This is a genomic window from Luteibacter sp. UNCMF331Sha3.1 (assembly GCF_900109915.1).
In the GTDB taxonomy this organism is placed as follows: Bacteria; Pseudomonadota; Gammaproteobacteria; order Xanthomonadales; family Rhodanobacteraceae; genus Luteibacter.
This window is the reverse complement of record NZ_FOBU01000004.1, coordinates 141,676-163,890: the sequence shown is the minus strand read 5'-3', so window position 1 is coordinate 163,890 and position 22,215 is coordinate 141,676. Positions and strand designations below refer to the sequence as shown.

At 67.3% G+C, this 22,215-nt stretch carries 19 protein-coding genes and 1 pseudogene; 11 read left to right on the top strand and 9 right to left on the bottom strand.

The window, feature by feature from the left end:
* Both BMX32_RS18815 and BMX32_RS17440 read left to right on the top strand, forming a co-directional pair.
* Window positions 1–274: hypothetical protein (locus BMX32_RS18815; RefSeq protein ID WP_211664251.1), on the top strand; the 274-nt coding region annotated here is incomplete at its 5' end.
* Window positions 275–499: 225 nt separating this feature from the next.
* Complete coding sequence (locus BMX32_RS17440; RefSeq protein WP_089981237.1) at window positions 500–946, top strand: DUF192 domain-containing protein; 447 nt, start codon at window positions 500–502, stop codon at window positions 944–946.
* A gap of 257 nt (window positions 947–1,203) precedes the next feature.
* Here BMX32_RS17440 and BMX32_RS17435 read toward each other — a convergent pair whose 3' ends face one another.
* Window positions 1,204–1,398 (bottom strand): rubredoxin, encoded by a 195-nt coding sequence (locus BMX32_RS17435; protein ID WP_089981234.1) that lies wholly within the window; start codon window positions 1,396–1,398, stop codon window positions 1,204–1,206.
* Window positions 1,399–1,494: 96 nt separating this feature from the next.
* On the opposite strand from BMX32_RS17435, the gene thiE reads away from it, so the two are divergent.
* Both thiE and hemL read left to right on the top strand, forming a co-directional pair.
* Window positions 1,495–2,139, top strand: a complete 645-nt coding sequence (gene thiE, locus BMX32_RS17430; RefSeq protein ID WP_089981231.1) for a thiamine phosphate synthase — start codon at window positions 1,495–1,497, stop codon at window positions 2,137–2,139.
* Complete coding sequence (gene hemL, locus BMX32_RS17425) at window positions 2,139–3,416, top strand: glutamate-1-semialdehyde 2,1-aminomutase (protein ID WP_089981228.1); 1,278 nt, start codon at window positions 2,139–2,141, stop codon at window positions 3,414–3,416. The genes thiE and hemL overlap by 1 nt, the downstream gene beginning before the upstream one ends.
* Before the next feature lie 387 nt (window positions 3,417–3,803).
* Here the strand turns inward: hemL and BMX32_RS17420 are convergent, their stop codons facing one another.
* The 6 genes from BMX32_RS17420 to BMX32_RS17395 form a co-directional block, all read right to left on the bottom strand.
* Window positions 3,804–5,051 (bottom strand): acetylornithine transaminase, encoded by a 1,248-nt coding sequence (locus BMX32_RS17420; RefSeq protein WP_089981226.1) that lies wholly within the window; start codon window positions 5,049–5,051, stop codon window positions 3,804–3,806.
* A gap of 408 nt (window positions 5,052–5,459) precedes the next feature.
* Complete coding sequence (locus tag BMX32_RS17415; protein ID WP_244511597.1) at window positions 5,460–6,725, bottom strand: sigma-54 interaction domain-containing protein; 1,266 nt, start codon at window positions 6,723–6,725, stop codon at window positions 5,460–5,462.
* Between the two features lie 287 nt (window positions 6,726–7,012).
* On the bottom strand, window positions 7,013–7,831 hold the full coding sequence (locus BMX32_RS17410; protein WP_089981221.1) for an SDR family oxidoreductase: 819 nt from the start codon (window positions 7,829–7,831) through the stop codon (window positions 7,013–7,015).
* An 11-nt stretch (window positions 7,832–7,842) separates the two neighbouring features.
* Window positions 7,843–8,445, bottom strand: a complete 603-nt coding sequence (locus BMX32_RS17405; protein WP_089981261.1) for an LON peptidase substrate-binding domain-containing protein — start codon at window positions 8,443–8,445, stop codon at window positions 7,843–7,845.
* A 10-nt stretch (window positions 8,446–8,455) separates the two neighbouring features.
* Window positions 8,456–9,814, bottom strand: a complete 1,359-nt coding sequence (gene mpl, locus BMX32_RS17400; protein ID WP_089981218.1) for a UDP-N-acetylmuramate:L-alanyl-gamma-D-glutamyl-meso-diaminopimelate ligase — start codon at window positions 9,812–9,814, stop codon at window positions 8,456–8,458.
* Window positions 9,815–9,865: 51 nt separating this feature from the next.
* A complete protein-coding gene (locus tag BMX32_RS17395; RefSeq protein WP_089981216.1) occupies window positions 9,866–10,447 on the bottom strand; it encodes an adenylate kinase in 582 nt (193 codons plus the stop codon).
* Window positions 10,448–10,642: 195 nt separating this feature from the next.
* Here BMX32_RS17395 and BMX32_RS17390 point away from each other — a divergent pair, with 195 nt between their 5' ends.
* Entirely contained in the window at window positions 10,643–11,899 is a 1,257-nt protein-coding gene (locus BMX32_RS17390; RefSeq protein WP_089981214.1) for a 6-phosphofructokinase, read from the top strand.
* 91 nt (window positions 11,900–11,990) lie between these two features.
* Here BMX32_RS17390 and BMX32_RS17385 read toward each other — a convergent pair whose 3' ends face one another.
* Together BMX32_RS17385 and BMX32_RS17380 are read right to left on the bottom strand one after the other, a co-directional pair.
* Window positions 11,991–13,409, bottom strand: a complete 1,419-nt coding sequence (locus BMX32_RS17385) for a UdgX family uracil-DNA binding protein (protein ID WP_089981211.1) — start codon at window positions 13,407–13,409, stop codon at window positions 11,991–11,993.
* A 71-nt stretch (window positions 13,410–13,480) separates the two neighbouring features.
* Window positions 13,481–14,626 (bottom strand): annotated as a pseudogene (locus BMX32_RS17380) (putative DNA modification/repair radical SAM protein); the annotation flags it as partial.
* Between the two features lie 157 nt (window positions 14,627–14,783).
* Between BMX32_RS17380 and BMX32_RS17375 the strand changes: the two are divergent.
* The 6 genes from BMX32_RS17375 to ppa all read left to right on the top strand — a co-directional run bounded on the left by BMX32_RS17375 (window position 14,784) and on the right by ppa (window position 22,132).
* Window positions 14,784–16,070, top strand: coding sequence for an amidohydrolase family protein (locus BMX32_RS17375; RefSeq protein WP_089981206.1), 1,287 nt, complete (start codon window positions 14,784–14,786; stop codon window positions 16,068–16,070).
* A 148-nt stretch (window positions 16,071–16,218) separates the two neighbouring features.
* Complete coding sequence (locus BMX32_RS17370; RefSeq protein ID WP_089981203.1) at window positions 16,219–16,647, top strand: RcnB family protein; 429 nt, start codon at window positions 16,219–16,221, stop codon at window positions 16,645–16,647.
* 11 nt (window positions 16,648–16,658) lie between these two features.
* Entirely contained in the window at window positions 16,659–17,057 is a 399-nt protein-coding gene (locus tag BMX32_RS17365) for an RcnB family protein (protein ID WP_089981200.1), read from the top strand.
* Window positions 17,058–17,189: 132 nt separating this feature from the next.
* A complete protein-coding gene (locus tag BMX32_RS17360; RefSeq protein ID WP_089981197.1) occupies window positions 17,190–19,238 on the top strand; it encodes a sodium-translocating pyrophosphatase in 2,049 nt (682 codons plus the stop codon).
* 142 nt (window positions 19,239–19,380) lie between these two features.
* The gene (locus BMX32_RS17355; RefSeq protein ID WP_089981195.1) at window positions 19,381–21,504 is read left to right on the top strand and encodes a prolyl oligopeptidase family serine peptidase; all 2,124 of its coding nucleotides are present in this window, start codon (window positions 19,381–19,383) and stop codon (window positions 21,502–21,504) included.
* 94 nt (window positions 21,505–21,598) lie between these two features.
* On the top strand, window positions 21,599–22,132 hold the full coding sequence (gene ppa, locus BMX32_RS17350; protein ID WP_089981192.1) for an inorganic diphosphatase: 534 nt from the start codon (window positions 21,599–21,601) through the stop codon (window positions 22,130–22,132).
* The last annotated feature ends 83 nt before the right edge of the window (window positions 22,133–22,215 follow it).

The following is a 22,215-nucleotide window of genomic DNA, read 5'->3' as shown; positions in this document are numbered from 1 at the left end:
ATGTGTTAAGCATGCCGCCAGCGTTCAATCTGAGCCAGGATCAAACTCTTCACTTAAGTTTTCGACCATCCAAAGGATGATCTATCTTTCTGAAGTGCTTAACCCCAACAAGAAAAAACTCATTGCTGACTTCTTTCTAGTGGGACACTTGCATTTGGTTGACATCGTCAATCCACCGCAAGGCGTCCACACAATTCACCTGCGCACACTGTCAAAGATCAATCACTTGCATCATCTTTCGTTGATGCCCTCTGAACATTTCGTCCCGAGGTGAGCCGCCCATTCTATATCGTTTTTCGTTTCCGTCAACACCCTCGTGAAGCTTTTTTTCGAGGTGGTTGGTGGAGCCGAGGAACTGTCGCGTGGGTGACTTTCGTCGCGACCAGAAGGAAAGTATAGGGCCGTGCCGCAGCTCTGTGAAGGGGTTTTCGACATCTTTTTGAAAAAAAGTCGCGCGGTAGACTGCGCGCTTCTCCTCACACTAATAAGGTGTCTTTCGATGCATATGAGAGCGATGCTCGCGGCCCTCTTTCTTGCCCCGCTCGGTGCGTCCGGCGCGACCGCGCCTTCGGTCATGCTGCACGGCCATCGTTTCACCACCGAACTGGCCGTCAGCGACGCCCAGCGCGAGCACGGATTGATGGACCGGACCGCACTCGCGGCCGATCACAGCATGCTCTTCATCTTTCCGGACAGCCAACCGCGCGCGTTCTGGATGAAGAACACGCTCATCCCGCTCGACATCCTCTACTTCGGCAAGGATCGGAAGCTGGTGGCCATGCAACTCAACGCCCAGCCCTGCAAGGCGGATCCCTGCGGCATCTATCCCAGCGGCGACAAGGAGGCCACCTATGTTCTCGAAGTGGCCGCCGGCACCTCGGGACGCATCGGGCTTCGGCTCGGCGACGAGCTCTCGATCGAGGGCGAGACCGGCACGGCTCGCTGATCCCCTGCCAGACCGCGCTCACACGGCACATCCACGTGATAGGGGACGAGCAGCGCCGGGTCGAGCCGGGCAAGCTCGTCCCACTGGTCGTCGAAAGGAATGAATCGCTGCATCGCCGCTTCCTCCGCGTCGTCGGCGCACATTGCGTGGCCACGGGATCATGGAAGCAGGTTTTCCTGCGTTATCGGTGGCGAAATGGGGCGGAACGATGTCGGCCCCCTTCGCGAAGCGGTGCGCCGCGAGGGGCGCACCCGCCGTCAGTCGATTTCGACCATCTCGAAATCGTCCTTGGTGACGCCGCAGTCCGGGCAGGTCCACGTGTCGGGGATGTCTTCCCAGCGGGTGCCCGGAGCGATGTCTTCCTCGGGCAGGCCCAGGGCTTCGTCGTAGATGAATCCGCAGACGACGCACATCCATTTGCGCGTCGCGGTCGTGGTTTCGGTGTCGGCCATAGCTTTATGTACTGTCGTGGAGCGGAAAAGTCCCTCATTCTGTCACCCCCGGGCCTGCGGCGGTAGCGCGGCCCCGTCACGATTCAAAGGATGCCCATGACCACCCTCCTCCGGTCCGCCCGTCTGCGCGGCGGCGTCTATGCCATTACCGACGGCCCGCGCGACGACCTTTTCGCCGCCGTGGAGGCCGCCCTGGCGGGCGGCGCCCGCCTGCTGCAGTACCGCGACAAGACCGGCGACGCCGCCCGGCGCCTCAGCGAAGCCACCGAGCTGTCGAGCATCTGCGCCCGCTACGACGTGCCACTGATCATCGACAACGACGTGGCACTGGCCCGCGAGACGGGCGCGGGCGTGCACCTGGGGCAGCACGACGTGTCCGTCACGGTGGCGCGGGAACGGCTCGGGGAGGAGGCGATCATCGGCGTGTCCTGCTACGGAGACGTCGAACGCGCGCGCGCCCTGGCCGCCGAAGGCGCGGACTACATCGGTTTCGGCGCCATGCATCCGTCACGGACGAAGCCGAATGCGACCGTCATCTCGCCGGACGTGTTGACGCAGGCGAAGGCCCTGGGCCTTCCCGTCGTGGCGATCGGCGGCATCACGTCCGACAATGGTGGGGTGCTGATCGACGCGGGCGCGGATTTCCTCGCCGTCGTCTCCGGCGTCTTCGCGGCACCCGACATCCAGTCGGCCACCCGCCGCCTCGCCGATCTTTTCGACTCCCGTTCCGGAACCTCTTGATGACCACGAACCACGAACTCTTCGAACGCGCCCGCAAGCTGCTGCCCGGCGGCGTGAACTCGCCCGTCCGCGCGTTCCGCTCCGTCGGCGGCGAACCGTTCTTCACCGCGCGCGCCGATGGCCCCTTCCTCTTCGACGTGGAAGGCAAGCGTTACATCGACTACGTGGGCTCCTGGGGTCCGATGATCGTGGGCCACAACCATCCCGCCGTGCGGGAAGCCGTGGAACTCGCGATTCGCGACGGCCTCTCGTTCGGCACGCCTTGCCCGGCCGAAGTGACGATGGCCGAAACCATCGTGTCGCTGGTGCCGTCGGTGGAGATGGTGCGCATGGTGAACTCGGGGACGGAGGCCACCATGTCGGCGATCCGTCTCGCGCGTGGCGCCACGGGTCGCAGCAAGATCGTGAAGTTCGAAGGCTGCTACCACGGCCACGGCGACAGCTTCCTCGTGAAAGCGGGGTCGGGCGCCCTCACGTTCGGCGTACCCACGTCGCCGGGCGTGCCGAAAGCCGCCGCGGATCTCACGCTGACCCTGCCGTACAACGACATCGACGCGGCGTCCGCGCTCTTCGCCGAGCATGGCGACGACATCGCGGGCCTGATCATCGAACCCGTCGCGGGCAACATGAACTGCATTCCGCCCCGCGACGGTTACCTCCAGGCGCTGCGCGAGCTGTGCACGAAGCACGGCGTGCTGTTGATCTTCGACGAGGTGATGACCGGTTTCCGCGTCGCCCTCGGCGGCGCGCAGGCGCATTACGGCATCACGCCCGATCTGACCTGCTTCGGCAAGATCATCGGCGGCGGCATGCCGGTGGGCGCCTATGGCGGTCGTCGCGATCTCATGGAGCAGGTCGCGCCCTCGGGCCCGATCTATCAGGCCGGCACGTTGTCGGGCAATCCGGTGGCGATGGCCGCGGGCCTCGCGATGCTGCGGCTCATCCAGGCGCCGGGTTTCCACGACGATCTCGCAGCGCGCACCGTCCGCCTCACCGACGGCCTGCTCGCCGCGGCGCAGGAGGCGGGCATCCCGTTCAGCGTGACGCGGGTCGGTGCGATGTTCGGGCTGTTCTTCACGAACGAAACGGTCGAGACGTATGCGCAGGCCACCGCGGCCGACGTGACTCGCTTCAACGCGTTCTTCCACGGGATGCTGGAGCGTGGGGTGTATCTCGCACCGTCGGCGTTCGAGGCCGGCTTCGTGTCGAGCGCGCATGGCGACGATGAGATCGCGGCGACGATCGCGGCGGCGCGTGAGGTGTTTGCTTCGTTGTGACGGCGCACGCCGGGCCCCACGGCCGCGCCGGTCTTCGGGGATGGGCGCGGGCGCCGCATCGATAGGCGCCACGGTGTGCCGCCAGGAGCCGATGTGACGTTGCGCAAAAACCGATCGCATCGCGGTGGATCCCGGTGTTCACCGGGATGACGGTGAGGGGTGGCCCGCTGCATCGCGAGGTTGCCCGCTGTCGCGGGATCGCCGATACGATCGGCTCCCACACGCGCTCTGACAGGTTGCCTCGAGAATCGTTGGGGAGTCGGGGTGCGTCGTCTGCCGAGCGATTCCGCAGGGAGGCGAAGGCCGGACGAGGACTTAGCGAGGGAGACGACGCGCCCCGCCTCCCCTGCCTCGACGCAGGGCGAGCGCGAGGGCGCAGCCGAGCCGTCAGGCCACCTTCGCTTCCCGGACGAACTCCGCGAGCGTGTCGTGGAGGCGCTGCATGCCTTCCGCGGTTTCCTCGTCGGTGATCGTCAGTGGCGGCACGATGCGCAGGACGTCAGGGCCGGCCTGCAGGATCAGCAGGCCATGCGCCGCGGCGATGTCGAGGATGTCGCCCGCGCGGCCCTTGTAGGCCGTATCGAGCACCGCGCCGATCATCAGGCCGCGGCCGCGCACTTCCGAGAACAGGTGGAACTCGTGGTTGATCCGCGCCAGCCCGGCGCGGATGTCGTTGGCCTGACGCTCCACGTTTAGCAGCACGGCGGGCGAGGCGATCTTGCGCAGTGCCACGAGCGCGACGGCGGCCGCCATCGGGTTGCCGCCGAAGGTGGTGCCGTGGGCGCCGAACTGCATCACCTCGGCGACTTTCGGCCCGGCGAGCATCGCACCGATCGGGAAACCGGCGCCGAGCGCCTTCGCCAGCGTGACGATGTCGGGCGTGACGTGGTCGTGCGCATGGGCGAACAGCGTGCCGGTACGACCCATGCCGCACTGGATCTCGTCCAGCACCATCAGAGCGCCGTGCGTGTCGCACAGCTCGCGCACTTTCTTCAGGAACCCGGGCTCCGCCGGCATCACGCCGCCCTCGCCCTGCACGGGTTCGAGCATGACCGCGGCGACGCCGCCCTGTGCGAAGGCGGCCTCGAGCGCGGGCACGTCGTTGAAGTCCACGTAGCGGAAACCGCCCGGCAGCGGCTCGTAGCCTTCCTGATATTTCGGCTGCGCCGTCGCGGTGACGGAGGCCAGCGTGCGGCCGTGGAACGAGCCGCGGAAGGTGACGATCACGCGCTCTTCCGGCGGGCGCCCCTGCGAGGCCGCCCACTTGCGCACCAGTTTGATCGCGGCCTCGTTCGCTTCCGTGCCGGAGTTGCACAGGAAGACGCGCTCGGCGAACGGCGCGTGCTCCACCAGCTCCTGCGCCAGGTGCAGCGGCGGCTCGGTGTAGAAGACGTTGCTGGCGTGCCAGAGCTTGTGTGCCTGGGCGACCAGCGCGGCGACGAGGTCCGGGTCCTGATGCCCGAGCGAGTTCACGGCGATGCCGGCCCCGAGGTCGAGATAGTCGCGGCCCTCGGTGTCCCACACGCGCGCTCCCTTGCCGTGATCGAGCACGACGTCGCGCGGTCGGTAGACGGGCAGCCAGTAGCGCTTGCCCAAGCCGGTGAGGTCGGAAGGATCGACGGGATGCGACGACATTGGAGCGACTCCTGGTGCCGGCCGCAGCGCCGGCACCCTTACGGGAACGGATGGAATCGCACGGTACGCTCTGCGGTCCGACATCGATCCGAAACGCGCGGCGCCTCGGCGCCCTCGCGGGGGGTCATCGTATAAGGCGCGGGCGGCCGGGACAACGCATGTAGCGCCTCTGCAACGTTCTGTAACACGCCGCTACCGCCGCGGTACGGACCGTCGGCCTCCGCCGATCCGAAAGTCCTTGCGAATCAACGGACCTGCCGCGTGGCATGGCGCTTGCTCCCCTTTCCCCGGAAGGCTGGCGTCACAGCCGCTTCGGTTCGTTCGTCCGACGACCCTGCCAAGCCGGGCGACGAATGGGAACTCCCGGTCCCCCAGAGGACCGGGAGTTTTCTTTTTCCAACGGTGCGTTCAGCGGAGCTGATCGAGGGCCAGTTGATGCTTCTTGCAGAGCCGGTACACGGTGACGCGCGACACGCGAAGGCGCCTGGCGCATTCGCTGATGTTGAACGCGCTCGCGCGGAGGCAGTCCACGATCGCCTCCCGCTCCGCCGACGTCCGCGCGCTGCCGAGGCTGTCGCGATCGCCGCAGGGCGTCTCCATGCTCAGTTCGAGGTCGTCCGGCGTGATCAGCGCGTCGTCCGCGATCACCGCGGCGCGCTGCACGCGGTTCATCAGTTCGCGCACGTTGCCGGGCCATGCGAAGGCGTTGAGCGCCTTGCGCGCGCTGCTGCTGAAGGCGCGCGCACGCGTGCCGTAGCTTTCGCGGAACGCGTCGAGGAAATGCTGCGCCAGCAGTTCGATGTCGCCCGTGCGTTCGCGCAGCGGTGGCATGCGAAGCCGCAGCACGTTGAGCCGGTAGAACAGGTCTTCGCGGAAACGGCCCTGCGCCACGGCCTTTTCGAGGTCCACATGCGTCGCCGCCAGCACGCGCACGTCCACGTGGATGGACTGGCAGCTGCCGATGCGTTCGATGGTGCCTTCCTGCAGGACGCGCAGCAGGTTGGTCTGCGCGTCGAGCGGCAGGTCGCCGATCTCGTCGAGGAACACGGTGCCGCCGTCCGCGGATTCGAAGTGACCGATGCGTCGTGCCGTGGCACCGGTGAACGAGCCGCGCTCATGGCCGAACAGTTCCGACTGCACGAGGTTGGCGGCGATCGCGCCGCAGTTGATCGCGGCGAACGGTTTCGCGCGTCGCGGCGACAGCTGGTGCAGCGCGCGCGCCGCCATTTCCTTGCCGGTGCCGGTCTCGCCCGTGATGAGCAGCGGCAATTCCACCGGCGCGAACTTGCGGATGTTCTGCGACAGCGCGCGGATCGCGGGGCTGTTGCCCGTCAGCAGGCTCGGCGCGTCTTCCTCTTGCACGGCGTCGACGTCGCCCGGTACGCGCATCAGTGCCTGGCGCAGCGCCCCGAAGGACGACGTGCCTTCGATGATCTCGAACGCGTGCGGCAGCGCGCGGCGCACGCACGGATCGCCCGAGGGTGTTCGCGATCCCGTCAGCCCGATCCAGGCGATGCCGGGATGTGCCTCGCGCAGCCCTGTAAGGATGCGCACGGCGGCCTGCGCACTCGCACGCAGGTCCACCACCGCGATGGCGGCATCGCCGCATTCGGGCAGCTCGGCTTCGTGTCTCGCCGGATCGGCCACCAGCGTGCGCCAGCCGGCGCGGATCAAGCCGAAGTGTTCTTCAACGCTCGGTCTACCAATCCAGACGACGCAACGACCCGTCGATTCCCCGCGCGACATGCCTGCTCCTCACCCGTTTTCGTGGCCTGCTGCCGGCTTCGCGGGAACGCTTGACGGACCCGCCGCCGGCACCCCCTGCAGGCCGGCAAGCCCCACTTGTCGCCAACCTCGTGAGGCATGGACGACCGTGGATCGACGTTATACCCGCGTACCGGATGCGGCCATACGCCAAACGGGCTAGCCCTCCGCAAGGCATTTCTTAGCTGTCGCGATAGCTATAGAAACAAATCGGGAAGCAGCGGCTGTCCCGGCGCCACGGCGTAGCGCTCGAAGTCCGTGACGCCTTCGTCGCGCAGCACGTCTTCGTCGATGAAGAAACGCCCCGTCGCGTCGCGTGACGGTTTCGTGAGGATGGCATGCGCGGCGTCGGCCACGATCTCGGGCTTGCGGCAGTTGTCGACGTGCACGCTGTCGCCGAGCATCGCCACGGCGGCGGTCGCAATGACCGTCTTCGGCCACAGCGCGTTCACCGCGATGCCCAGGGGGCCGAATTCGGGCGCCATGCCGAGCACGCAGTGGCTCATGCCGAACTTCGCGATCGTGTAGGCCACGTGGGGCGCGTACCACCGCGGATCGATGCTGGGCGGCGGCGACAGCATCAGCACGTGCGGATTGTCGGCCTGCTTGAGGAAAGGCAGGCAGGCCTGCGTGGTGAGGAACGTGCCGCGCGTGTTCACCTCGTGCATCAGGTCGAAGCGCTTCATCGGCGTGTTCTCCACGCCCGCGAGCCAGATGGCGCTCGCGTTGTTCACGACGATGTCGATGCCGCCGAAGCGCTCCGCCGCCGTGGCGGCGGCCATGCGCACCTCGGCCTCTTCGCGGATGTCGACCTTCAGCGCCAGCGCCTTGCCACCGGCGGCTTCGACGGCCGCGGCGGCGGTATGGATGGTGCCCGGGAGTTTCGGATTGGCGACGCTGCTCTTGGCGGCGATCACGACGTTGGCACCGTCGCGCGCGGCGCGCAGGGCGATGGCGAGGCCGATGCCGCGCGAGGCACCGGTGATGAACAGGGTCTTGCCTGCCAGCGTCGTCATGATGGGTGTCCTCAGGCGCGCTGGAAGCGCGGCAGGATATCGCGGAGTTCCGCCAGCCGTTGCAGCGGATCGTCGAGTTCGAGCATGTGCTGGCATTCGTCCGGATCGAGCGGCAGCAGCTCGGAGAGCCGGTAGCCGACCCAGCTCGCGTCGTCGAGGCGCTCCGCCACGTCGTGCCGCCAGGGCGGCATCATCTGGTCGGCGAGGCGTTCGAGGATCGTGGCGAGCAGGCTGAACTCCACAGGCAGCGGCATCATTTCCTCCGCCCGCCACAGCGCGACGTCGCCGCGCACCTGGCCATCGGAACGCACGCGCGTGCGGGTGACACGGAAGCGTAGCCCGCCCTCGGCGACGATGCCGAGGAGGCCGTCTTCACGCGTGTGGAAATCGGTGATGGTGGCCAGCGTGCCCACCGCAGCGGGCACCGCCGGCTGCCCGGCTTCGCGGCCTTCGAGGATCATGCACACGCCGAACGATCGCCCCGTTCGCGCGCATTCGCGCACGAGGTCGATGTAACGCGGTTCGAAGATGCGCAGCTGCAGGTGACCGCCCGGGAAAAGGACGTTCGACAGCGGAAACAGCGGAAGGTCGAGGTCGGGCTTGGTCGCGGCCATGCCCACCAGTCTAACCTGCGCCGAGCGCCGCGAAGAAGCGTCGCGGCGCACCTTCGAAGCCGCCGTTGGACATGAAGACGACATGGTCGCCTTCCCGTGCCCGGGCGGCCAGCGTGGCGACCAGCGCGTCGACCGAAGCCTCCGTGCTCCCGCGTCCGTCCAGCGCGCCGGTGACCTTGCCGGCGTCCCATGGCAGTTCGGGACGGTGCAGGAACACCACGCCATCGGCGTCGGCGAGCGACGGGGCCAGCGCGTCGGCATGGGCGCCAAGCCGCATCGAATTCGAGCGGGGCTCGAGCGCCACGAGGATGCGCCCCTCGCCCACCCGCGCCCGCAAGCCTGCGAGCGTGGTCGCGATGGCCGTCGGATGGTGTGCGAAGTCGTCGTACACGGTGACGCCGCGCGCCACGCCGATGGTTTCCATGCGGCGCTTCACGCTGGCGAAGCTGGCGAAGGCGGGCAGCAGCGCGACGGGGTCGGCGCCGGCCGCGGTCGCGGCGGCGAGGGCCGCCAGCGCGTTCATGACGTTGTGGCGGCCGAGCGAATCCCAGCGGACCTCGCCGAGCGCTACGCCGTCGCGCACCACGCGGAAATGCGAGCCGTCGGGGCGGACGAGCTCCGCCCGCCAGTCGCCGCGGTCGATGCCGAAGGTTTCGACCGGTGTCCAGGCGCCCATCGCGAGCACCTCGGTCAGCCGCGGATCCTCCGCGTTCACGATCAGCCGCCCGTTGCCCGGCACGGTGCGCACCAGATGATGAAACTGGCGCTGGATCGCGGCCACGTCGGGGAAGATGTCGGCGTGGTCGTATTCGAGGTTGTTCAGGATCGCGATGCGGGGCCGGTAATGGACGAACTTGGAGCGCTTGTCGAAAAACGCCGAGTCGTACTCGTCGGCCTCGATGACGAACGGGCGCCCCGTGCCACGCCGGGCGGACACGTCGAAATTGCCCGGCACCCCGCCGATCAGGAAGCCCGGCGCCAGCCCGGCCGACTCCAGCAGGTGGGCGAGCAGGCTCGTGGTCGTGGTCTTGCCGTGCGTGCCCGCCACCGCGAGCACCTCGCGGCCGCCGAGCAGCGTTTCGCCCAGCCACTGCGGGCCGGAGATGTAGCGCATGCCTTCGTCGAGCATCCATTCCACGGCCGGGTTGCCGCGCGTCATCGCATTGCCCACCACCACCAGATCCGGCGCGGGTCGCAGGTGCTCCGCCCGATATCCCCGCATCAGATCGATGCCGAGCGCTTCCAGCTGGGTGCTCATCGGCGGGTAGACGTTGTCGTCGGAGCCTTCCACCTGGAGGCCGAGTTCGCGCGCGAGCGCGGCGACGCCACCCATGAAGGTGCCGCAGATACCGAGGATATGGACGCGCATGGCTACGACACCGGGCTTATGGCCCGCCGGAGACGGCGAGCCGAGGGAGAATCAGGCGCTGGCGGCCTTGGTGCTTTCGAGCACGGCCTTGATGCGCGCCGTGACCTCGTCGAGTTCGCCGACGCCGTCGACGACCCGGAGCTTGTCGCGCTTCGCGTAGAACTCGGCAACGGGCGCGGTCTGGTCGGCGTAGATGTCGAGGCGCTTTTTCACCGTATCCGGGTTGTCGTCCGGGCGGTGTTCCGCTTTGAAGCGGATGACGCAGCGGCCGAGAATCGCCTCGTTGGGCACGTCGAGCTTGATCACCACGTCGAGCGGCTGCCCGATCTTGGCCAGCACTTTGTCCAGCGCGTCGGCCTGCGCCAGGTTGCGCGGGTAGCCGTCGAGGATGAAGCCCGGCTTGGCGTCCGGCTCGCCGAGGCGATGCTCGATGATGCCCAGCATGATGTCGTCGGAGAGGAGCTGGCCGGCGTCCATGATGCTCTTGGCCTTCTTGCCGAGCTCGGTCTCCGCCTTGATCTCGGCGCGCAGGAGATCGCCCGTGGAGATGTGCGGGATGCCGAGATCCTGCTTGAGGACGGCTGCCTGGGTGCCCTTGCCCGAACCGGGCGCGCCGAATAGCACGAGTCGCATTGATGCTCCGTTTCGCCGGACTTGCGGGAAAAACCCCGCCGTCGGGCACGAGAAAATGGGTCTCAAGGTAACGGCAGTGGCGCCACCGCGTCAAACGGACGACATCCGCCGGGTATAGGCGTCGACCCTTTCAAGGCATCGCGACGCATGCCGCGCTACGCTGACGCTCCCGACCCACCTCAAAGGATGCGAAGCATGGCCGCCGGCAAACTCCTCTACGCCCAGTCGGGCGGTGTCTCCGCCGTGATCAACGCCACCGCCGCGGGCGTCATCGAGACCGCCCGGGACAAGGGCATCGTGGTGTACGCCGCGCGCAACGGCATCCTCGGCGCGCTGCGCGAGGAGCTGATCGACACGTCCAGGGAGGCGAAGGCGAACATCGCGGCGCTGAAGCACACGCCGGGCGGCGCGTTCGGCTCCTGCCGGTACAAGCTGAAATCGCTGGAGGAGAACCGGGCCGAGTACGAGCGCCTGATCGAAGTGTTCAGGGCGCACGACATCCGCACCTTCCTCTACAACGGCGGCAACGACTCCGCCGACACGGCGAACAAGGTGTCGAAGATCGGCCAGGCGCTGGGTTACGACATCAACTGCATCGGCGTGCCCAAGACGATCGACAACGACCTCGTGGTGACCGACACCTGCCCCGGCTTCGGGTCGGTGGCGAAGTACACGGCGATCGCCGTGCGCGAGGCGAGCCTCGACGTGGTGTCCATGATGGACACGTCGACCAAGGTCTTCATCATCGAGGTGATGGGCCGTCACGCCGGCTGGATCGCCGCCGCCGCCGGCCTCGCCGGTTCCGCGCCGGGCGATGCGCCGCATGTGATCCTGTTCCCCGAGAATGTCTTCAACCCGGAGACGTTCCTCGCGAAGGTGAAGGCCACCGTCGAGAAGGTGGGCTACTGCACGGTGGTGGTATCGGAGGGGGTCAAGGACGCCGATGGCAAGTTCCTCGCCGAATCCGGCGGCAAGGACGCGTTCGGCCACGCGCAACTCGGTGGCGCGGCGCCGGTGCTCGCCGCGCTCGTGCGCGAAAAGCTCGGTTACAAGTTCCACTGGGCCCTGCCCGACTACCTGCAGCGCTCCGCACGGCACGTCGCGTCGAAGACCGACCTGGACCAGGCCTACGCCGTGGGCAAGAAGGCGGTGGAATACGCCGCCGAGGGGCTCAACGCGGTGATGCCTGTGATCGTGCGTACGTCCGACGAGCCGTACAAGTGGAAGATCGAGGCGGCGCCGCTGGACAAGATCGCCAACCACGAGAAGAAGATGCCGAAGAACTTCATCTCGAAGGACGGCTTCGGGATCACCGCGGCCGCGCGCCGCTACCTCGCGCCGCTGATCCAGGGCGAAGCGCCGCCACCGTACGGTCCCGATGGATTGCCGGTGTACGTGACGCTGAAGAACGCGAGCGTGCCGAAGAAGCTGAAGAAGTTCGCGGTGGGATGATGGCGTTTCGCCCGGGTGGGAGCCAGCCTGCTGGCGATGGGTGCTCGCGGCAATCCCCATCGCCAGCAGGCTGGCTCCCACCCGGGCCGACCTAAACCAGCAGCTCGCGCATCAGACTGAGATCGCGGACGAAGTCCGCGTAGCCGGCCTCGCGGGCATCGGCATCGGGCAGGCGGAGCAGGTACGACGGGTGCACCGTCGCCATCGCACGGCGGCCGTCCGGCAGGTCGATCCATTCGCCGCGCTGGGCCATCAGGCGGAACGACGTGCCGAAGACCGCCTGCGCCGCCATGGCGCCGAGGCAGACGATGGCATCTGGGCGCACACGGTCGAGCTCGGCCACCAGCCACGGGCGGCATGCCGCCTGCTCCTGCGCGTTGGCGCGCTTGTGCAGGCGCACCTTGCCGCGGGGTTCGAACTTGAAATGCTTGACGGTGTTGGTGACGTAGAGCGCGTCGCGATCCACGCCGGCGTCGCCGAGCGCGCGATCGAACAGCTTGCCCGCGGGGCCGACGAACGGCTTGCCCGCGAGATCCTCCTGATCGCCCGGCTGTTCGCCGATGACCACGATGCGGGCATCCGTGCGGCCCTCGCCGAAGACCGTCTGCGTCGCCGGTTTCCAGAGGTCGCAGGCCCGGCAATCGCGCGCCTGCGCACGCAGGGCCGCGATGCTGCCTTCGGGCACCGCCACCGCGGCCTTCTGCGGCGCCGCGATCTTCCTGTTCGGTATCGTCGGCTGATTCAGCACCATGGCCTGCATCCGCGGCAGCGCGTCGCGCACGAGCTCCGGAATGAGCCGTGCCTCGGGCAGATTCTTCCAGTACTTCACCGGCATCTCGCGACGCATGGCGTCCACCTTCAGCCGCGCGGGATTGAAGATGCTGGCGTAGTACGTGCGCCACATGTCTTCCAGCGCGTCGCCCGAGGGCGCGTCCGCGCGGTGCGCGCCCGGTCCGAACGACAGCGTATCGCCATCCCAGTGCGCGGTGCGCGACGGCGTGAGCAACGACCAGCGCATGCCGGTGAAGCGGCGCACGAAGAACGGCGCCACCCGCGGCACGATGTCGTGCTCGGGCTCGAACCACGCGACATACACCGTGTCGTCGTCGAGACGCACTTCGCGAAAGCGCACGAACGCCTTCATCTTGTGCATGTCGCGATTGACCTGCTTGATGCAACCATGCGCCCAGGCGACATCGTCGTCGGTGGCGATCCGCAGCAACGCCTTCTCGCCATGCGCGAGGCGCCAGAGCATGCGGTAGAGCGTCGCGTGGCGACGCGGATCGGTATGCGCCAGTACGGTGTCCGCCAGACCGAGGAACGCGCGCGGCACCGCGGGCATGCCGGTGCGCACCGGGGCCGGCAGACCTTCGTCGCTACCGAACAGCCCACCCGCCGCGCCGGCCTGCCACGTGACCTGCGCGGGATCGACGTCGGCCATCAGCAACGCGCGCGCCTTCGCGCGCCATTCCGCCAGATCGGACGGATCGTCCAGCGTCACGGCGTACATGATCAGCCGAAGAGGTCGGGCTGGGCCGGCTCGCGCAGATCCTTGCGCAACACGATGCTTTCCCGGTCGCCGCGCGGACGGTGGTCGATCGTCTCGACGAACGGCGCCACCTTCTTCACCGGCACACGCAGCCGGATGAGGTCGTCGTAGCGGATGCGGCGGTGCGAGCGCATCGCGATCATGCGGTCCACCGTCTTCACGCCGAGGCCCGGCACGCGCAGCAGCATCTCGCGCGAGGCGCGGTTCACGTCGACGGGAAAGCGCTCGCGATGGCGCAGCGCCCAGGCGAGCTTGGGATCCACATCCAGCGACAGCATGCCGTCGTCGCCCGCCGGCGCGATCTCGTCGGCGGCGAAGCCGTAGAACCGCATCAGCCAGTCGGCCTGGTACAGACGATGCTCGCGCACCAGCGGCGGCGGCTTCAGCGGAAGGATCTTCGACGCATCCGGAATCGGGCTGAAGGCCGAATAGTAGACGCGGCGCAGGCGGTAGTTCGTGTAGAGGTTCGTGCTGGCGGTCAGCACGTCGCGGTCGCTGGCGGCATCGGCGCCCACGATCATCTGCGTACTCTGCCCTGCCGGCGCGAATCGCGGCGCCTTCTTCTCGGCCTTCGCTTCGTCGATCGACAGACGCAGGCGACCCATCGCGCTGCGGATGTCGCCGAGATCCTTTTCGGGGGCCAGCGATTTCAGGCCGCCTTCGGTCGGCATCTCGACGTTGATGCTGAGGCGGTCGGCCCAGCGACCCGCGGCATCGATCAGTTCCGGCGACGCATCGGGGATGGTCTTCAGATGGATGTACCCGCCGAAGCGGTGCTCCGTACGCAGCGTGCGCGCGACGCGGACGAGCTGTTCCATCGTGTAATCGGGCGACTGGATGATGCCCGAGGACAGGAACAGGCCTTCGATGTAGTTCCGCTTGTAGAACGCGAGCGTGAGCTCCACCACTTCCTCGACGGTGAAACGCGCGCGACGCACGTTGCTGCTGCGCCGGTTGACGCAGTACACGCAGTCGTACACGCAGAAATTCGTCAGCAGGATCTTCAGCAACGAAATGCAACGACCATCCGGCGCGTACGCATGGCAGATGCCCATGCCTTCCGTCGAGCCGATTCCGCCGGTCCCCAGCGAGTTGCGGCCCTTGCCGCCGCTGGACGAGCAGGACGCATCGTACTTCGCGGCGTCGGCGAGAATGGCGAGTTTTTCGGTGACATTCATGGGTCTGGCTATGGTGCCAAAACGGGCTCCCGCCCGCGTGAAGACCCGCTCCGGTGGGCGTCAGCCCGCTGGCGAAGGCTGCTTGCCGCGAGCACCCTTCGCCAGCAGGCTGGCTCCCACCAACTATCATGCGACTTTCTTGCCGGAGCACCCCCCCATGGACCTCGTCATCCGCCACGCCAGCCTTCCCGACGGACGGACCGATGTCGACATCGGTATCGACGGCGGGCGATTCGAGGCGATCGAGCCAGGGCTGCCGGTGAAGGGCGTGGAGGAGATCGATGCGAAGGGCCGGCTTGTCGCGCCGCCGTTCGTCGATGCGCATTTCCATATGGATGCCACACTGTCGCTGGGCCTTCCGCGCCTGAACGCGTCGGGCACACTGCTGGAGGGCATCTCGCTCTGGGGCGAGCTGAAGCCGGTGCTGACGCAGCAGGCGCTGGTCGACCGCGCGATGGCCTATTGCGACATGGCCGTGGCGCAGGGCCTGCTCGCGATCCGCAGCCACGTCGACGTATGCGACGACCGGCTGCTGGCGACCGAGGCCCTGCTCGAGGTGAAGCGTCGTGTCGCACCGTACCTGCACCTGGAACTCGTCGCCTTCCCGCAGGACGGACTGCTGCGTTCGCCGACCGCGAAGGCCAACCTGGTCCGCGCGCTGGACATGGGCGTGGAGGTGGTCGGCGGTATCCCGCATTTCGAGCGCACGATGGCCGACGGCGCGGCGTCGATCCGCTGGCTGTGCGAACTGGCGGCGGAGCGCGGGTTGCGCGTCGACATGCACTGCGACGAATCGGACGATCCGCTGTCGCGACACATCGAGACGCTGGCCGCCGAGACGATCCGCACCGGCCTGCAGGGGCGCGTGACGGGCTCGCATCTCACCTCGATGCATTCGATGGACAACTACTACGTCTCCAAGCTTCTGCCGCTGATCGCCGAAGCGGGCGTGCACGCGATCGCCAACCCGCTGATCAACATCACCCTGCAGGGTCGCCACGACACGTATCCGAAACGGCGCGGCATGACGCGCGTGCCGGAACTGCTGGCCGCCGGCGTCAACGTGGCGTTCGGCCACGACTGCGTGATGGACCCCTGGTACGGCATGGGGTCGGCCGACATGCTCGACGTGGCCCACATGGGGCTGCACGTCGCGCAGATGACGTCGGGGCGCGGCGTCTCGCAGTGTTTCGAGGCCGTCACCGTCAACGCGGCGCGCGTCCTCGGACTCGACGGCTATGGCATCGCGCCGGGCAACCGCGCCGATCTGGTGCTCCTGCAGGCCGGCGACGCCTACGAGGCCCTGCGGCTCAAGGCGCAGCGCCTGCTCGTGGTGCGCGCCGGCCGGATCCTGGCCCGGTCGCCCGAACGCGCCACCGCGCTGGACCTGCCCGGACGCCCGTCGGCGCTCACGCTGGAGTTCCGGCCGGGATCGATTTCCTGAACCGGGCGGTTCAATAGCTGTCGCGTCTATGAACGTCTTTCGTGAAGCTTTCATCCGTAGGACTTCTCATTCAGCGTCGCCTTCCTAGCATCCGAATCGTCGATCGGCCGCGAGACCCGCGGTGTGACGATCGGGCCGGGAGATTCCTATGAAGACGATGCTGCGTACCGCTTTCGCCGCCGCCGCGCTGCTCACCGCAGCGACGGCCTTCGCCGACGATCATCGCGACCACGGTCGCGACCACGACCGTCATGGTTACGACCGTGGGCACGACGGCCGCGGGTGGCATCACGACAACGGCTGGCACGGGCATCGCCCGCCCCCGCCGCCGCCGCGCCCCTATTACGGCCACGGTTACTACCACGGCCCGGCGTACTACCACCGTCCGCCGCCGCCGCGCTATTACGGGCACTGGGAGCGTGGGCACCGTTACTACGGGCGCAACGTGGTTGTGTACGACTACAGCGGCTACCGTCTCCGCCCGCCGCCGCGCGGTTACCACTGGGTGCGTGAGAACAACGACTTCCTGCTGGTCGCCATCGCGACCGGTGTCATCCTCGATATCGCCACGCGCTAAGGAGACGTCTGATGAAGATGCTTACCCGCCTGCTGTTCTGCGTGGCCGCCACCGGCGCCATCGCTCCGGCTTTCGCGTTCGATCCGCCGCAGCGGTACGACCACGACGATCACCGCAACGATCATCGCGACGATCGCCGGGACGACCGTCGCGACGACCGCCGCGACTGGCACGACAACCGTCGCGACTGGCATGACGATCGCCACGACCATCGCGGCCCGCCGCCGCACGCCCGCTGGGAACGCGGCCACCGTTACGACGGTCGCGTGATCATCGTCAACGACTACCGCGTGCGCCACCTGCGCGAGCCGCCACGCGGCTATCACTGGGTGCGTGCCGAGGACAACGCGAGCGAGTTCCTCCTCGTGGCCATCGCGACCGGCATCATCGCCGACATCGCGCTGCAGTAAGTTCGCGCCACGGATGACGCAACCGGGGCCCGCGTCGGCCCCGGTTGCGCAGCGCACAACACGTTCGGCCGACATCCCTGCCTATACTCGGACCGGGCCCCTTTCGGGCTCCTACAATCCGGGGAGGCTTCGATGCTGCAGCAGTACGGTTTATGGATCGCGCTGGCATGTGCGGTCGTTGCGATTCTGTATGGCGCATTTTCGGTCAGCTGGGTCCTGGCGCGATCGCCGGGCAACGAACGGATGCAGGAGATCGCCGCCGCGATCCAGGAAGGAGCCCGCGCCTACCTCAACCGTCAGTACGCCACCATCGGTGTCGTCGGCATCATCCTTTTCCTCCTTCTGGGCGTGTTCCTGGACTGGGGCACGGCGATCGGATTCGCACTGGGAGCCATCCTTTCGGGCGCCGCCGGCTACATCGGCATGAACGTTTCGGTTCGTGCCAACGTGCGTACCGCCGAGGCCGCCAGGAGCGGCCTTTCTTCTGCCCTCGCCGTCGCGTTCCGAGGCGGCGCCGTCACCGGCATGCTGGTGGTGGGCCTTGGACTGCTGGGCGTGGCGGGCTACTACGGCGTGCTCACCCACATGGGCTACGAGCAGGCGCACGTGCTGCACGCACTGGTCGGCCTCGCGTTCGGCTCTTCGCTGATCTCGATCTTCGCCCGGCTGGGCGGCGGCATCTTCACCAAGGGCGCCGACGTGGGCGCCGACCTGGTGGGCAAGGTGGAAGCCGGCATTCCGGAGGACGATCCGCGCAACCCGGCCGTGATCGCGGACAACGTGGGCGACAACGTCGGCGACTGCGCGGGTATGGCGGCCGACCTGTTCGAGACCTACGCGGTGACGCTGATCGCCACGATGCTGCTCGGTGGCGTGATGGCGACGGAGGTCGGCCCGAACGGCATCCTCTACCCGCTGGTGCTGGGTGGTGCGTCGATCGTCGCTTCGGTGATCGGCACGTTCTTCGTGAAGACGCGTGGCGGTAAGATCATGAACGCGCTGTACGCGGGCGTGTTCGTCTCCGCCCTGCTCGCCGCCATCGCGTTCTGGCCGATCACCCAGTCGCTGATGGCGGATTCCGCCTTCGGTCCGGGTCGCCTTTTCGGGTGCGCCCTGATCGGCCTGGTGCTGACCGGAGCGATGGTCGTCATCACCGAGTACTACACGGCCACCGAATACCGGCCGGTGCGGCACGTGGCGCAATCGTCCACCACCGGCCATGCGACGAACATCATCGCGGGCCTGGGTGTGTCGATGAAATCCACCGCGCTACCCGTGCTGGCGGTGTGCGCGGCGATCTGGGGCGCCTTCGCGCTGGCCGGCCTCTATGGCATCGCCATCGCGGCCACCGCGATGCTCAGCATGACCGGCATGGTCGTGGCGCTCGACGCGTATGGTCCGATCACGGACAACGCCGGCGGCATCGCCGAGATGGCGGAACTGCCGGCCGAAGTGCGCGGCGTCACCGATCCGCTGGATGCCGTGGGCAACACCACCAAGGCCGTGACCAAGGGCTACGCGATCGGCTCGGCCGGCCTCGCCGCGCTGGTGCTGTTCGCGGATTACACGCACAACCTTGGCCTTCACTTCGGCGGCGCCGAAGTGCGTTTCGACCTGTCGAACCATTACGTGATCATCGGCCTGCTGATCGGCGGCCTCATCCCGTACCTGTTCGCGGCGATGGCGATGGAAGCCGTCGGTCGCGCCGCCGGCGCCGTGGTGGAAGAGGTACGCCGCCAGTTCCGCGAGATCACGGGGATCATGCAGGGCACCACGAAGCCCGACTACTCGCGCGCCGTGGACCTGCTCACCCGCTCGGCGATCCGCGAGATGCTGGTGCCGTCGCTGCTGCCGGTGCTGGTGCCCGTCGTCGTGATCTTCGGCTTCAAGTGGCTGGGTGGCCCGGAGGCCGGCGCGCAGGCGCTCGGCGGCGTGCTGATCGGCACCATCGTCACCGGTCTGTTCGTGGCCATCTCGATGACCACCGGTGGCGGCGCCTGGGACAACGCCAAGAAATACATCGAAGACGGCAACTTCGGCGGCAAGGGTTCCGACGCACACAAGGCGGCCGTCACGGGCGATACCGTGGGCGATCCGTATAAGGACACCGCGGGCCCGGCGGTGAATCCGCTGATCAAGATCATCAACATCGTGGCGTTGCTGTTGATCCCGCTGCTTTGACGATCGGGAGATAGCGGTGGGAGCCAGCCTGCTGGCGATGGGTGCTTGCCGCAGGCTGGCTCCCACCTAGTCCGGAAGTCATGGGCGAATCCGGCCGGCGGTGCGTTATGGTCGGGTGTCTTCCGCCGGAAACCGAATCCTCATGCACCACCGCTTTATTGCGCTGGCCATCGCCCTTACCTTCTGTGGCATGACCCAGGCACACGACGCATCCCATTCCGCCCCGGCCGCCTCGCAGGCCACCGGCGACGACGAGAACCTCTGGCTCGACGACATCGACGGCGCGAAGCCGCTCGCATGGGTCAAGGCGCAGAACGCGAAGACGGTCGCGGCGTATGCCGAAGGCGAGGACTTCGCCACGCTCGACGCCCGCATCCTCGAGGTGCTGGACTCCGACGCGAAGATCCCGATGGTGTCGAAGATCGGCGATCACTTCTACAACTTCTGGCGCGACAAACAGCATCCCAAGGGACTCTGGCGCCGCACCACGCTGGCCGAGTACCGCAAGGACAAGCCGGCGTGGGAAACCGTGATCGATCTCGACGCGCTTGCCGCGAGCGAGAAGGAAAACTGGGTATGGCACGGCGTGCAGTGCCTGAAGCCGGCGAACCGCCTGTGCCTCGTGTCGCTGTCGCGTGGCGGTGCCGATGCCGACGTCGTGCGCGAGTTCGACCTGTCGACGAAGGCGTTCGTGCCGAACGGTTTTTCGCTGCCCGAAGCGAAGAGCCAGGTGGCCTGGATCGACGAGGACCACCTCTACGTCGCGACGGATTTCGGCCCGGGCTCGATGACCGATTCCAGCTACCCGCGCATCGTGAAGGAATGGAAGCGCGGCACGCCGCTGTCCTCCGCCACCACGGTCTACGAAGGCAAGACGTCCGACATGTCGATCTCGGCGTTCCGCGATCGCACGCCCGGCTTCGAGCGCGACTTCGTGCTGCGCGCGCTGGAGTTCTACAGCAGCGAGACGTTCGTGCGCGGCAAGGACGGCAAGCTGACGAAGATCGACGTGCCGAACGACGCCGAAACCGACATCGAGCGCGAATGGCTGCTGGTCGAGCCGCGCACGGCGTGGACGGTCGGTGGCAAGACGTATCCGTCGGGGTCGCTCGTCGCCACGAAGTTCGACGACTTCATGGCCGGCAAGCGCGAGTTCACCGTGCTGTTCACGCCCGACGAGCACACGTCGCTGTCCAGCCATTCGTGGACGCGTCACCACCTGATCCTCAACGTGATGCGCGACGTCGTCAGCGACGTGCGGATCCTCACGCCGTCGACGACGGGCGACTGGAAGACCGAGGCGCTCGGCGGCGCGCCGGCGCTCAGCACGATGACGGCCGGCGGCGTGGACGCCGACGATGGCGACGACTACTTCCTCACCGTGTCGGGCTTCCTGCAGCCGACCACGCTTTATCACGGCGTGCTGGGTCGGGGAGATCGCGAAGCGCTCAAGCACAGCCCGGCGTTCTTCGACGCGTCGAAGTACACGGTGAGCCAGCATTTCGCCACCTCGAAGGACGGCACGAAGGTGCCCTACTTCGAAGTCGCACCGAAGACGCTGAAGGCCGACGGCAGCAACCCGACGCTGGTCTACGGCTACGGCGGTTTCGAGATTTCGCTGCAGCCGGCCTATTCGGCGGGCGTCGGGCGTGCGTGGCTCGAGAAGGGCGGCGTGTACGTCGTGGCGAACATCCGCGGCGGCGGCGAGTATGGTCCGCGCTGGCATCAGGCGGCGCTGAAGGCGCAGCGTCCCCGCGCCTACGAGGACTTCGCGGCGGTGTCGCAGGACCTCATCGACCGCAGGATCACCAGCCCGAAGCACATGGGCATGATGGGCGGCAGCAACGGCGGCCTGCTCGCGGGCAACATGCTGACGATGTACCCGCAGCTCTACGGCGCGGTGGTCAGCCAGGTGGCCCTGCTCGACATGAAGCGCTACCCGCACATGTCGGCCGGTGCGTCGTGGATGGCCGAGTACGGCAATCCGGACAACCCGGAAGAGTGGAAGTACATCAAGACGTTCTCGCCGTACCACAACCTGCACAAGGGCACCCGGTACCCGCCGGTGCTGTTCACCACGTCCACCCGCGACGACCGCGTGGGCCCGGTGCACGCGCGCAAGATGGCGGCGCGCATGCAGGCCATGGGCTTCGATGCCAGCTTCTACGAGAACATCGAGGGCGGCCACGGCGCGGCGGCGGACAACAAGCAATCCGCCTTCATGAATGCGCTGGCCTACACCTGGCTGATGGACCACCTGAAGTAATCTTCAGGTTGCGGCCGGACCGGGTTTTGCCCGGCCGGCCCGCAGGCCGTATCCTATGGGGCTCTCCTAACCCCTCGAAAGCGCAAGGAATCCCATGGGTCTGCATCTCGTCCCCGCCGGCAAGAACGTGCCGGACGAAATCAACGTCATCATCGAAATCCCGAAGGATGCCGAGCCGGTCAAGTACGAAGTGGACAAGGAAAGCGGCGCGATCTTCGTCGACCGCATCCTGTCGACCCCGATGCGCTATCCGTGCAACTACGGCTACGTGCCGGGCACGCTGGGCGGCGACGGCGACCCGCTCGACGCGCTCGTGATCCTGCCCCTCTCGCTGGTGCCGGGCTCGGTGATCCGCTGCCACCCGGTCGGCATGCTGAAGATGACCGACGAAGCCGGCGCCGACGAGAAGCTCGTCGTGGTACCGGTCGAGAAGGTGTTCGCCGGGTACGCGCAGATCCGCGACATCGCCCAGGTCTCGGGCCACTGGCTCGAGCGCATCGGCCACTTCTTCGAGCACTACAAGGATCTCGAGAAGGGCAAGTGGGTCAAGGTCGACGGCTGGGTCGGTGCCGATGAGGCGAAGGCCGAAATCGTTGCCGGCATGGACCGCTACAAGGCCGATAAGTAAGGATCGAAAAAAAACCCGCCGCCGGCGGGTTTTTTTTGCCTTGGGTTTGGCGGCTGGCCCGGCTGCGATGGCGCAGGCCGAGC